13 protein-coding genes are annotated in these 12,248 nt (G+C 28.3%); 4 read left to right on the top strand and 9 right to left on the bottom strand.

Annotated features, from left to right (window positions below; all coding sequences use genetic code 11):
• Window positions 1–25: 25 nt before the first annotated feature.
• From HW276_RS05465 to HW276_RS05440, 6 genes are all read right to left on the bottom strand, one after another.
• The gene (locus HW276_RS05465) at window positions 26–370 is read right to left on the bottom strand and encodes a ribosomal-processing cysteine protease Prp (protein WP_178937710.1); all 345 of its coding nucleotides are present in this window, start codon (window positions 368–370) and stop codon (window positions 26–28) included.
• A gap of 60 nt (window positions 371–430) precedes the next feature.
• Window positions 431–739, bottom strand: coding sequence for a 50S ribosomal protein L21 (gene rplU, locus HW276_RS05460; RefSeq protein ID WP_147003519.1), 309 nt, complete (start codon window positions 737–739; stop codon window positions 431–433).
• A gap of 101 nt (window positions 740–840) precedes the next feature.
• Window positions 841–1,602: an SDR family NAD(P)-dependent oxidoreductase gene (locus HW276_RS05455; RefSeq protein ID WP_178937709.1), complete on the bottom strand. Its 762-nt coding sequence runs from the start codon at window positions 1,600–1,602 to the stop codon at window positions 841–843.
• A gap of 89 nt (window positions 1,603–1,691) precedes the next feature.
• A complete protein-coding gene (locus tag HW276_RS05450; RefSeq protein ID WP_178937708.1) occupies window positions 1,692–2,162 on the bottom strand; it encodes a hypothetical protein in 471 nt (156 codons plus the stop codon).
• A gap of 21 nt (window positions 2,163–2,183) precedes the next feature.
• Complete coding sequence (locus HW276_RS05445) at window positions 2,184–3,020, bottom strand: hypothetical protein (RefSeq protein WP_178937707.1); 837 nt, start codon at window positions 3,018–3,020, stop codon at window positions 2,184–2,186.
• Window positions 3,010–4,287 (bottom strand): hypothetical protein, encoded by a 1,278-nt coding sequence (locus HW276_RS05440; protein WP_178937706.1) that lies wholly within the window; start codon window positions 4,285–4,287, stop codon window positions 3,010–3,012. Before HW276_RS05440 ends, HW276_RS05445 begins: the two co-directional genes overlap by 11 nt.
• 212 nt (window positions 4,288–4,499) lie before the next feature.
• Between HW276_RS05440 and udk the strand changes: the two genes are divergently transcribed.
• The 3 genes from udk to HW276_RS05425 all read left to right on the top strand — a co-directional run bounded on the left by udk (window position 4,500) and on the right by HW276_RS05425 (window position 7,341).
• A complete protein-coding gene (udk, locus tag HW276_RS05435) occupies window positions 4,500–5,141 on the top strand; it encodes a uridine kinase (protein WP_147003514.1) in 642 nt (213 codons plus the stop codon).
• 66 nt (window positions 5,142–5,207) lie between these two features.
• Entirely contained in the window at window positions 5,208–6,545 is a 1,338-nt protein-coding gene (locus HW276_RS05430) for an FAD-dependent oxidoreductase (RefSeq protein WP_178937705.1), read from the top strand.
• Between the two features lie 13 nt (window positions 6,546–6,558).
• Window positions 6,559–7,341, top strand: a complete 783-nt coding sequence (locus tag HW276_RS05425; RefSeq protein ID WP_178937704.1) for an ion transporter — start codon at window positions 6,559–6,561, stop codon at window positions 7,339–7,341.
• A gap of 303 nt (window positions 7,342–7,644) precedes the next feature.
• Here the strand turns inward: HW276_RS05425 and HW276_RS05420 are convergent, their stop codons facing one another.
• Complete coding sequence (locus HW276_RS05420) at window positions 7,645–9,195, bottom strand: contractile injection system protein, VgrG/Pvc8 family (RefSeq protein WP_178937703.1); 1,551 nt, start codon at window positions 9,193–9,195, stop codon at window positions 7,645–7,647.
• A gap of 425 nt (window positions 9,196–9,620) precedes the next feature.
• Between HW276_RS05420 and htpX the strand changes: the two genes are divergently transcribed.
• Window positions 9,621–10,487, top strand: coding sequence for a zinc metalloprotease HtpX (gene htpX, locus HW276_RS05415; RefSeq protein ID WP_147003510.1), 867 nt, complete (start codon window positions 9,621–9,623; stop codon window positions 10,485–10,487).
• Window positions 10,488–11,044: 557 nt separating this feature from the next.
• Here the strand turns inward: htpX and HW276_RS05410 are convergent.
• Together HW276_RS05410 and HW276_RS05405 are read right to left on the bottom strand one after the other, a co-directional pair.
• Window positions 11,045–11,254 (bottom strand): DUF1858 domain-containing protein, encoded by a 210-nt coding sequence (locus HW276_RS05410; RefSeq protein ID WP_018450121.1) that lies wholly within the window; start codon window positions 11,252–11,254, stop codon window positions 11,045–11,047.
• A gap of 324 nt (window positions 11,255–11,578) precedes the next feature.
• The gene (locus HW276_RS05405; RefSeq protein ID WP_178937702.1) at window positions 11,579–12,214 is read right to left on the bottom strand and encodes a superoxide dismutase; all 636 of its coding nucleotides are present in this window, start codon (window positions 12,212–12,214) and stop codon (window positions 11,579–11,581) included.
• Window positions 12,215–12,248: the final 34 nt, after the last annotated feature.

Here is a 12,248-nt window from a genome sequence, read left to right as displayed (position 1 = left end):
ACTTTTGTGAATCTGGCATTTTTTATTATTTATTTTCTATCTTCTCTTCAAGTTTCACAAACTCACTATAACTTCTTGCAACCGCCTTCAAATATGAATACATTGATTCAATCAAAATATCCGCTTTTTCCATTTCATCATCAGTTAATTCAGAATCCTTCAAATCACAAGTAATAAGCCCATCTTTCTCAACATATTCCAACTTTTTTTGAAGTTTTAAAGTTTCAATAAGCCCATTAATTGTCATTTGTCCCACCGATGAAACAGCTGCACAAATTATATCATCTCCATATCCTGAAAAATCTGCATGTCCCTTTATTTCAAAATATGTTATTTTACCATTCTGTCTTTGAATTTCTATTTTTATCATTCAAACCACAACATCTTTCACATTTTAAAAGTTAATTTTACAATTTTAATATTATCTCAATTATGCATTAATTGATTTAATTTCAATTGCTGTAAATGATTGTCTGTGTCCTTTTTTTCTGTAGTAAGTTTTTTTGTTATATTTAAAGTTAATTTTTTTATCAGCTTTTCCGTGTGATTTAACTGTAGCTACAACTTTAGCTCCTTCCACAACTGGAGTTCCAACTTTTACGTTATCTCCTTCTCCAACTAATAGAACTTCATTAATTTCGATGTCTGAATCAACATCAGCTGCTAATTTTTCAACTTTTAATACAGTTCCAACTTCTACTTTATACTGTTTTCCACCTGTTTTAATTACTGCAAACATTTATGTTCACCTCCAAATAATTTATCGCTATTATTGGTATTAGCCACCAATTTTACGCGTACATCTTAATTAGTTTACTATATTTTCACTAATTTGTCAAATTATTTTTTTCTATAAATATTAAATCCAGTCGCCTGATTTGTAGCCATTATTGTAATATCTGAAATTTGCACGTGTTTTGGCTGATTTGCAATATAAAGTATTGTATTTGCAATGTCTTCAGGCTTTAGTGCCTCAACTCCTTCATAAACCTTTTTAGCCTGTTCCATATTCCCATGAAATCTCACATTGCTAAAATTAGTTTCCACAATTCCAGGCTGAACAGTTGTAACTTTTATATTTTTATCAATCGTATCAATCCTAATCCCATCACTCAACACTTTTACAGCAGATTTTGTAGCACAATACACAGCAGCCCCTGCATAAGCATAAATTCCAGCAGTCGATCCAATATTTATAATATGCCCTTCATCATTTGCAACCATGCTAGGTAAAATCTGTCTTGTAACATACAATAGTCCCTTCACATTTGTATTTATCATCTGTTCAATATCTGTAATGTCATAATCTTGAAACTTGTCCAGCCCTAGAGCAAGTCCCGCATTATTTATAAGTACATCAATTTTCTTCACATCTTCCAGTATTTTTTTAGTAAATTTCACAACATCATTATACTTTGTGACATCAAGCACAAAAATGTATGCATTAGTGCCATATTTCCTGTCAATATCTGCCTTAATCTCCTTCAATTTGTCCAAATTTCTGGCACACAAAATTACATTATCTCCATTTTTAGCAAATGCATAAGCAGTTTCCTTTCCAATTCCACTTGTAGCACCAGTAATAAAAACATTTCTATTCATAAAACTCACTCCCTATATTTGAATTTCTCATTATTTATTTTAAAAAATATCCACATTTTTATTATACCACAAAATTTTCATTATAAGTATTATTTTATATCAAGTTTATTTTTTTGATGGAATTTTTGTCTTAATTTCAATTTAAAAATTCCAATTCCCTTTTCAATGCTCATTTCCTGTAAAAAATTATATACAAACATATTTGTAAACTTCAGATCCATTTTTTTATTTGATCCCAAATCAACAAACATTTCCAAATTTCGATAATCACTCTTTTGAAGATATGATTCAGCCCATTCCACTAAGTCTATTATATTTTTTTTATTTCTTTCATACAAGTCATCATTCACACTTTTATTTTCAGAATTCAAGTTATTTCCAGCATTTTCCAAATTTGAAATAATTTTTCCAGTTATTTCCATTTCCACCGTACTTCTGCTATTTGCCAGATTCGTATCTTCTGCAAGCCCAATTTTGTATTTCACTTCGATAATCTCATCTTCACTTACATTTATTTCCTTTTTACTTTCCTCATCTGTAATTTTTAATCTATATTTCATTTATCCCACCCCTTAATTTTTTTAAAAAACTGCTATTTCATCAATTTTTACTGTTTCTCCAACACTTACAACTCCAAAATGATTCTTCCAAAAGACCTTCAATTCCAGTCCAAATTCCAGAAATAATAATTCTAAAGTTTTTATTTTTGCAATATTTTCTTTATTTTTTTCATTATTTATATAAATTATTATTTTATTTTTTTGATGTTTTTCTCTATAAATAAGCGAATCTAAAAAAAAGTATTTAATTCCAAATTTAAAATTTTTCATAGAATTGACATTATTAATTTTTTCATTATAAATCAAAAGTGCCACATATTCCTGCTCTTCCCTATCCAAAAGCAAAAAATGTTTTTTTAAATTCTTTCCTAAAATTCCTTTTCTTATATCTTCTGAAATTTTTTCACAAACAATGTCAATCACTGTCGTTCCACTTGCAAAATCGAGTTCCCTTAAATAACTTATCGCATTATTTTCAATATTTCTCTTAAAATTCTTTAAGATATGCTCATTTTTATCTTCTCTTGATTCATCAGCTGCATTTTTTCTACGTCTAAAACTGTTTATTTTAGATTCTTTTTTAATAACATTTTCCATTGTCAAATTTTTAATTTTGTTATCCTTTTGAAGTTTGCTTTCAATTTCAAAAAAATTATCATAATAATTTACAAAATCAGTAAAAATTTTATTAAATCTCACATAAGGATTTACTTTCACAGCCTTTTTCTTCTCGAATTTGTCATAAAAAAAATCATCATTTACCTCAATATATGCTGATACATTATTTTCCAGCTCAAATTGTGTATTTATAGGAACTGCCCATATATACGGATATCCTTTTTTATTTTTATTCGCCATGCAAATACCCCCTGCACTCAAATTCACTGTAATTATTCTGGATTTCTGAAATTAAAAAACTCACTTTATCCTCTGAATATTCATTAAAATTCTTAATTTCCACAAACAGGTTTAACTTAGGCTTTTTATTAAAATATTCCCTTTGAAATTCATTCCTCAAATTTTCGTTGCAGTCATAAATGTCCAGATTTTCTTCAGCATTTTCCTTAAAATTAATATCTTTTAGCACAATTTCATCCTTTGTAAACTCATATTCCAAAAAATATTTTTCCAAAAATGCACGGCTTCTTGTATTTTTATTTTTTTTTTGAATTTTATCAATAAAACTTTCATTTTTAAAATTTGTAAAATGAAAATAATTTTCCTGATTTTCACTATTTTTTTCAAAAATTTCAAGCATTTTCCTGCATTTTTCTATTGGTTTTATGGAAAAAATATCCCATACATCACCTGTATTTTTCTTTGAAACAATGTTTAACTTATTTTTTCCGCTGTAATAACAGCAAAGAATATCTTCATTTTCGTGATTTGACACTAAAATTTGCTCATTATCTTCAAAATTTATTGTATATTCAAAGGATAAATCAATTTTTACTGGACGTACAAATATAGTGCTTATAATCTTCTTTTTTTCAATATTCCAAAGCAATTCCCTATTTCTTAGCACTTTATCTTGAATCTCTTCAAAATCATAAGTAATCTCACAATCCCCATTTTGAATTTTTTCTAAAACATCCCTTTCAATTTCAAAATCATATTCAATCAGCTCAACTTTATAACATCTCATAAAATGCGCCATATTAAGAGTTTTCCAGCTTTTTCCATTCAGCTCAAATGAATTATGCAATTTTTTTATTTCATCCAAATAACTCTCATCCTTTGCAAATCTCACCTTAATTTCATAATTATTCCCATCAATATTTACCCATCCAGTAAATTCCCTTTCAGAAACCTCATTAATTTTACGTAAATCCAAATTTAAATAAACATTTTCTAAATAAATATTTCCATAATCTTCACTAAAAATATCCACTTTATCAGTTACTGGAAAAAATACACCATCCATTTTAAATACATCCTCACTTTTTACCAGCACTGTTTCAACAAAAATGCTTTCATTATCGGAATTTTCAGCAATCTTTACTTCTAAAAACCTGTCTTTAATTTCCTGAAACCTCTCCTGCATTTCCACATTCATTTCAAAAAACATTTCTCTTAGACTTTTTCCAAGCATTTCTTTTTCAAAAATCTCATTTTCTCTATTCATAACCCCTCCAATATTTAACTATATTTTAATTTTATCATATAATTAAATTTTTTTCAAATACTTTTATTAGAAATTTAATATTTTTGAAATATAAAAAATTTTAATCTTTTACAATTGTAAAAGTATAAAAAAAATGCTAAAATTAATTAAAATATAAGACATTATTCTGCTAAAATAAAAAATTGCAAAATGTATTCAGGAGGAAATATTTTATGAGCTATCAAACTATAATTGTCGGAATTGCAGGAGGGACTGGTTCTGGTAAAACTAGTGTAACTCAAGCTATAATTGAAAATTTGGAAAGAACAGGGATTCATTCGATTTTACTTGAACAGGATTCCTATTACAAAAGAAATGACCATTTAACTTATGAACAAAGGACTAAACTGAACTATGACCATCCAGATGCGATTGATTTTGATTTGCTTGAAAAGCATATTTTAGCATTAAAAGATGGAAAATCCATTGAAAAACCCATTTATGATTTCCAAGTTCATAACAGAATTAATGAGACTCAGCATATTGAGCCTGCAAATTTAATTATTGTGGAGGGAATTTTAGTGCTTGCCATCGCAAAAATCAGAAAACTTTTTGATGCAAAATTATTTGTGGATACTGATGATGATGAAAGACTTTTAAGAAGAATTGAAAGGGATCTAAATGAACGTGCGAGAAGTTTTGAAAGTATAAAAAATCAATATATAAATACTGTAAAACCGATGCACTTGGAGTTTGTTGAACCTTCCAAAAGATATGCAGACGTTATAATTCCACGTGGAAAAGATAATAAAGTGGGAATAAAAATGGTAGCAAGCAGACTTCGATATTTATTTAACAAATTAAATAAAAAATAATAATAAGACAAAAAATTGAAAGGAGCGTATGATAAAAAATAAAAAAATTATCATACAATAAATATTATGAAAATAGTTGTAATTGGAGGCGGAGCAGCCGGAATGATGTTTTCGACTCAATATAAAAAGGCAAATCCTGAAGATGAAATTATTTTATTTGAAAAGTCATCTTATGTGGCTTGGGCTGGATGTCCAACACCTTATTTTATCGCTGATGAATTGAAAAAAAGCGATGTTCTGCACGGAACGCCTGAAGATTTTATAAATCGTGGAATTAATGTGAAAATTCATCACGAAGTTACAAAAATAGATTTTGAAAATAAAACTTTAACAGTAAAAGGCAATGAAATTAACGGGACAATTTCTTATGACAAATTGGTAATTGCTGTTGGAGCAAAATCATTTGTACCAAATATTGCTGGATATTCTGAAAATTTGGAAAATGTATTTACTTTATCCCATGCAGAGCATGCCTTTAAAATAAAGGATTTCCTGAATGAAAATAAATCAAGATTAAAAAATGCAGTTGTTGTAGGAGCTGGGTTCATTGGGCTGGAAATGGCTGAATCATTTAGAAAAAATGGATTAAATGTTACATTGATTGAAAAGGCTGACCAAATTTTTCCAAATGTTTCTGAAAATTTGAAAAAAAGAATTTATAAGGAAATAGAAAAAAACAACGTTACATTAAAATTAAATTCAGGAGTTTCGGAAATTATTTCTGAAAACAATGTAGCAAAATCAGTAAAATTAGACAATGGAGAAACTGTGGATTTTGATATTGCATTATTTAGCATCGGAATTACTCCAAATATTGATTTTCTGCCTAAAGAATTAAAAACCGATTCTGGAAAAATTACTGTCAATGATAAATTTGAAACAAATATTAAAGATGTATATGCAATTGGAGATTGTATTTTTAACAAATATTACAAAACTGACAGAAATTTATATGCTCCATTTGGAGATGTGGCAAATAAGCATGGAATGTTCCTTGCGAAACATTTATCAGGAAAAGATGTAAGCTGGAAAGGATTGATCCGTTCTTTTGCAACTTCATTTTATGATGTGAAACTGGCACAAACTGGACTTTCACTAAAAGAAGCACTAGAATTAGGATATAATGCCGAAGTTGTTTCAATGAAAGCAATGTATAAAAATTCAGGCTTTGAAGATTCTGTTCCTGCAAGCGCTGAAATCATTTACGATAAGGATAAAAAAATTGTTCTTGGTGGAGCAATGGCTGGAAAGGAAGCAGTTGCTCAATTTGTAGACCAAATGGCTATTGTTATTACTCTTGAAACGCCTATTGAAAAATTTATAGAAATTGACTTTGCATATTCTCCAACAAATGCAAGTGTTTGGAATCCGTTGCTGGTAACATACAGAAAAGTTATTAAATAAAACAGGTATTTTTATGAAAAAGAAAATTGAAAATTTACATAAAAGCAAAAGATTTAGGATAAGTTATCAGGTTATTTTTATTTTTTTAGCATTATACAGCTTTGTTACTACAATTTTAGATTTACACGGCGATATTAGTATTTTTAATAATCCGATTTTAGAATTTGTTGATGTATCAATTTATCTGATTTTTGCAGCCGATTATTTTATCCGCTTTACACATTCAGACAATAAACTTAATTTTATAGAAAATAATATTCCCGATTTAATTTCAATTATTCCGTATTATTCTATTTTTAGATTATTCAGGATTTTTAAAATAAGACGTTTGGCTAGAGTTTTTAAGCATTTAAAACTAACAAAAACTTATTTATCTATAAAAAAATTCTATAAAAAAATAAAAAAAATTTTAAGGGCAAATGGACTTATTTATTTGTTAATTTTCGCTGTACTAGGAATTATCGTATCTGCCCTGATAGTTTCCTATGTTGAAAAGCTATCCTATTTCAACGGCTTATGGTGGGCATTTGTAACTGCAACTACCGTCGGTTACGGCGATGTCTACCCGCATACATTTATTGGAAGAATAATTGCTATTTTTCTAATACTCATTGGAATGGGAACTTTTGGTATGATCACAGGAGCAATTACAAGCTACTTTTTAAATCGCCAAGCTGACCTGATTCCAGATGATGATTTAGATGAATACATCCTTAATTCTCCAAATTACACGGATGCAGAAAAGCAGGAAATTATATCTTTTATACAATTTGTAAGAAATAAAAGAAAAAAATAAATTAAACTTATGCTAAATCCCATTTAAAAATCAGAAAATATATTTCATGTTATTTGCTAACACGGGAATCTCAACTCCATGTAAAAAATTCATAATTACTCCACTATCTAAAATTAAGTTTTTTAAATACAGGAAAAAAGAGCAGGATTTAGACTGTTTCTGCTACTTTCCTGTATTTTTAAGTCTCTTTACGATAAAATTGTCTTAAAACAAACTCAAAAAATTATGACTATTTTATTAAAACCATAAATTTATATAATTTTTAATAGTTCGACTTTAAACAGATTTAAAATAATATTATACTTAATTACTATGAACTTTCTTCCCTTTAATTCTCACATCTGAACTCAACGATTCCATCGTTATTTCCTTTTCTTTCCCAATAATATTTATTTTAGAAGCATAAAAGTCAGCATCCCCAATCGACTCTATCCCCAAGTAATTATCCGATGCCACCACCAAATTTTGAGTTGCCTTATTTACAAAATTATCTGCATTTTCAACTATATTAGGTGATTCTACACTATATTTTTCAGCTGTCTTAACTTCAAAAGCATTTAAATTCAAGTTAAAATTAAAATCGCTCTGATTTACCTGAAAGTTCCTTTTCGTATAATCGCTAAATCTTCCATTTCCTTTGTTATTAATTGCCCACGACACTTTTGCAAATCGCTCATCTTCGTTTGGAAAATAAACCTCAACAGTGTCATTTACTTCTGGAGTACAGAAAAATCCTGTATTTGTCTGCGAATAAAAAGTCTGATAACTTAATGGAAATCTTTTCAATCCATAATCATCATAAGCCCTGTCATTACTTTCAGAATTACTTCTTTCCTGAACAATTCTTTTTAGCCCTTCTGCAAATTTTACTTCCATTTTTGCAATTCCACCTTCTTCAAATACTCGCTCAACATTAGCCTCAATTCTACATCCTCTAATTTTTTTATTATATTTTTTAAATATATGATAACTGCTCATATTTGTTGCCAAAAATTCACTTTTCAGAATGAAGTCCTTTAAAAATATTTTAGTTTTCAATACAGAAAAACTTCCCTTGTTCCCATTAAAATCTTCACTATTTTTTCTATTTTCTTCAGCTTTGTTCTTCTCAGGATTTTCAGAAATAGAAACAGTATCTCCTAGATTTATTACTTTATTCGACTGCACTTTATAATATAAATTTTTATAATCCCTCACAAGCGAATAATCTGAAAAATATTTATTTTCCTTCTTAACTTCCCCCATTTCCACCATTCCAAACAATATTATCCCCTGCTCAACTACAAACAGCCCAGTTTTCAACTGACTAGCAAGCCTTACTAAAAATTCCCAATCTGTTTCATCAAACTGTACAACAAGACTGCCAATCTGCTTTTTCGCAATATCAGAATATTTTATTTCCAGCTTTTTATCAGCATAATCTTTATTAATCTCATTAATTATATCTGAAAACATAAAACTTGTGTCTTGAAAAACTCTATATTTCTTCTCATTTTTCCTATCAAAAATCACACTTTTGGAAAATGCCTTCATTAAAATCCTGCATCCATAACTTCCATAATCTAATATTTCAAAATAATCAACTATTCCACAAAAAATCTTCCTTCTGACATTCTGATCCAACCCTGAAAGTTCAATTTCAATTTCAACATTTTCCTTTTCAATAATTCTTTCCAGATTCTTCCTTTGCTCTTCATCCATTTCCAGTTGTATTTCCAGCTTCTGATGTTCATTAATATTTTCATTCAGCACAAATTCTCGAATTACAAAATTATCCAGATTTTTCTTATCCAGTATAATTCCAATATTTTTCCCTTCATACATGTTTTCCATATTTGCACTTTCGTTCCCCATTTTCATCACCTCAATTTTACCTTTTTTATATATTATTTAATTAAATATTAATATGTTTTTATTATACTATATTTTAATTATATTTTCAATCTTTTTTTCCTGATATTTAAAATTTTTAAGTTTGCTTTCTTTTGTACAATTTTTTACTTAAATAATGAATTAATTATAGATTTTTTGCAAAAAATCAGGCTCTCTTGTTAAAAAATAATATAAAATATGATTTCTGTTTTTTTAATGAGATATTTAATAATCCTATTATGCCAGAAAATAATAAAACTTAAATTATCTATTGAAAAATACACCTTTTTATAATATAATAAACTTGTTCAAAAACTTATAATTTATAACCTATTATTTATTTAATTTAAAATTATATAATTACTGAACAAATCTAATAAAAAAATAAAAGAAAGGAAGAGATACCTATGTTTATAAATACTATGAAAACAGGTCTTTTAATGTTTGGATTAGTTTTCCTGTTTGTAGCAATTGGCGGCGCATTGGGAAATCAGCAAGGGGCATTAATTGGGCTTATAATTGCTGGCGGAATGAGTTTTTACAGTTACTGGTTTAGTGATAAAATGGTTATTAAGGCTTATAATGGTCAAGAAGTTAATTCCCAAAATAATCCAAGATTATATCACCTGATACAAAGATTGGCAAAAAATGCCGATTTACCTATGCCAAAAGTTTACATAATTCCAGAACGACAGCCAAATGCCTTTGCAACTGGAAGAAATCCAAATAATGCAGCGGTTGCATGTACTGCTGGACTGCTTGAAATGATGGATGATAACGAACTGGCCGGAGTAATGGCACATGAACTTGGACATATAAAACATCGGGATATTTTAATTAGTACAATTGCCGCTACATTTGCTGGAGCAATTGCAAATATTGCAAGATTTTTACCTTATGTATCAAGCGGAGACAATAGAAATGGTGAAAGAAGACGAAACAACGTCGCCACTGCAATGCTAGTATCACTTTTAGCCCCAATAGCCGCTTCTATAATTCAAATGTCTATTTCAAGAAAAAGAGAATACATGGCAGACAGAGCTGGAGCTGAATTTTCAGGAAATCCCTTATATTTACGTAATGCGCTCCAAAAATTGGAAAGTTACAGTCACAGTATTCCAATGAACAGAGAAGATCCGGCAACAGCACATATGTTTATCGTAAATCCATTTTCAAACCTTGGAAATCTAAAAAATTTATTTAGTACACATCCGTCTACTGACGACAGGATAAGAGAACTTGAGAAAATGGCAAGAGAAGAAAATTTATTATAATAAAATTTATTGGGATTTTTATTTTACTTGAGAATTTATTCCAGATATGATAAAATATATAAGGTTTATTAAATATATATGGAGAATAGATAAGACATGATTAATACTTTTACATTTTTAACATTATTATTACTTTTTGTACGTATTTACTCGCTTGTTTCAATTTTATTCCTGAGTGGAAAGCGAGTACAGTTTGCAGAGAGAATAACTGTATCTATACTTTTATTTGAAGTTTTGACTATATTTTTATATGCTTTCTTTAGTTCATTCCGTTATTTGTTACCGCCAGTTTTAATGTTGCTGAAAACTCAAAAAATTTTTATTTTGAAAAACTTTTCAGTAACACTTCTAATATATTCTATTTTAAATCTGGCATTAGCTTTCACATTCGGAAGTCAAAACATCTTCAAATTTATAAATAGATTTCTAGTAGGAATCATATTATTAACAAATATTATTTATGGTTTTGTGTTAATAATATAAATTCATCAAAAAATAGGTAACTTGAATGAAAATCTCAAAAAGCTACCTATTTTTATTTTTAAACTAATTTCATATTATCCTTCCTGTTTTTCAAGAATCATATTTACTTCTTCAATAATTATATCTGGATTTAACCCATGAACAGCAATCCCTTCACCTAAAGTTTCTGCACTCGAAATAATACATCCAACACATCCAAGCCCATATCTCATCAATACTTGCGCAATAATCGGATATTTTTCCACAGCTTCCATTATATTCATATCTTTTGTAACTTTTTCCATAGTCATTTCCTCCCATTTGAAATTTTATTTTATATTTTATTATTTGCAAATCCTTCAAAACAAAATTTAAACTAAATGTTATATTTCAGGAATTAGATTTTAAAGTAATCTGTAATAAATCTCATAAAAAATAGCCAGTAATACTTATTACAAACTCATTATTTAAATGAGAAATAACAATATTACTCTATAAGTATAGCAAATTATATCATTTCAGTCAACTTTTATAAACAAATATTTTTTTAATCAAAATAAAAAAGACTGAATTAGAATTATTATAAATAACGACTCCAACTCAATCTAAATTTATAAATTTATTTTAACTTATTTTGCAGCTTCATATTTTTTAGATACCGCATCCCAGTTTATAACGTTAAAGAAAGCTGTAATATAATCTGGACGTCTATTTTGATAATTCAAGTAATATGCATGTTCCCATACGTCTATTCCTAAAATTGGAGTTCCTTCTGAACATCCACAAGGTGTTACACCTGGCATTAATGGATTATCTTGATTTGCTGTTGAAGTTACTTTCAATTTTCCATCTTTGTTTACAACAAGCCAAGCCCATCCTGAACCAAATCTAGTTGCAGCCGCTTTTGAAAATTCTTCTTTAAATTTGTTAAAACTTCCAAATGCTTCATTTATTTTTTCAGCTAATTTACCTTTTGGTTCTCCACCTGCATTAGGTCCCATTACTTCAAAATATAAATTGTGGTTATAAAAACCTCCACCGTTATTTCTAACAGCTCCACGTATATTTTCTGGCAATGCATCTAAATTTGTTAAAATTTCTTCTATTGATTTTTCCAAAAATTGTGGTGCATTGTCTTTTAATGTGCTATTCAAATTATTAGTATAAGCTGCATGGTGCTTTCCATAATGAATTTCCATTGTTTTTGTGTCAATGCTTGGCTCCAATGCATCAAATCCGTAAGGTAATTCTATTTGTTTAAACATTTTTATCACTCCTAATCTGTTATTTAAATATATT

It is taken from the genome of Leptotrichia sp. oral taxon 417, from assembly GCF_013394865.1.
Classification (GTDB): Bacteria; Fusobacteriota; Fusobacteriia; order Fusobacteriales; family Leptotrichiaceae; genus Leptotrichia; species Leptotrichia wadei_A.
Note: the sequence above shows the minus strand (reverse complement) of the source record. Positions and strands in the feature narration are given on the sequence as shown.

What these genes read in the sequence shown, in the direction of transcription:
- HW276_RS05450 (WP_178937708.1), bottom strand. Translation starts at nt 2,162, where the DNA reads ATGAAATATAGATTAAAAATTACAGATGAGGAAAGTAAAAAGGAAATA.
- HW276_RS05430 (WP_178937705.1), top strand. Translation starts at nt 5,208, where the DNA reads ATGAAAATAGTTGTAATTGGAGGCGGAGCAGCCGGAATGATGTTTTCG.
- rplU (WP_147003519.1), bottom strand. Translation starts at nt 739, where the DNA reads ATGTTTGCAGTAATTAAAACAGGTGGAAAACAGTATAAAGTAGAAGTT.
- HW276_RS05410 (WP_018450121.1), bottom strand. Translation starts at nt 11,254, where the DNA reads ATGGAAAAAGTTACAAAAGATATGAATATAATGGAAGCTGTGGAAAAA.
- HW276_RS05425 (WP_178937704.1), top strand. Translation starts at nt 6,559, where the DNA reads ATGAAAAAGAAAATTGAAAATTTACATAAAAGCAAAAGATTTAGGATA.
- HW276_RS05405 (WP_178937702.1), bottom strand. Translation starts at nt 12,214, where the DNA reads ATGTTTAAACAAATAGAATTACCTTACGGATTTGATGCATTGGAGCCA.
- HW276_RS05440 (WP_178937706.1), bottom strand. Translation starts at nt 4,287, where the DNA reads ATGAATAGAGAAAATGAGATTTTTGAAAAAGAAATGCTTGGAAAAAGT.
- udk (WP_147003514.1), top strand. Translation starts at nt 4,500, where the DNA reads ATGAGCTATCAAACTATAATTGTCGGAATTGCAGGAGGGACTGGTTCT.
- HW276_RS05465 (WP_178937710.1), bottom strand. Translation starts at nt 370, where the DNA reads ATGATAAAAATAGAAATTCAAAGACAGAATGGTAAAATAACATATTTT.
- htpX (WP_147003510.1), top strand. Translation starts at nt 9,621, where the DNA reads ATGTTTATAAATACTATGAAAACAGGTCTTTTAATGTTTGGATTAGTT.
- HW276_RS05455 (WP_178937709.1), bottom strand. Translation starts at nt 1,602, where the DNA reads ATGAATAGAAATGTTTTTATTACTGGTGCTACAAGTGGAATTGGAAAG.
- HW276_RS05445 (WP_178937707.1), bottom strand. Translation starts at nt 3,020, where the DNA reads ATGGCGAATAAAAATAAAAAAGGATATCCGTATATATGGGCAGTTCCT.
- HW276_RS05420 (WP_178937703.1), bottom strand. Translation starts at nt 9,195, where the DNA reads ATGGGGAACGAAAGTGCAAATATGGAAAACATGTATGAAGGGAAAAAT.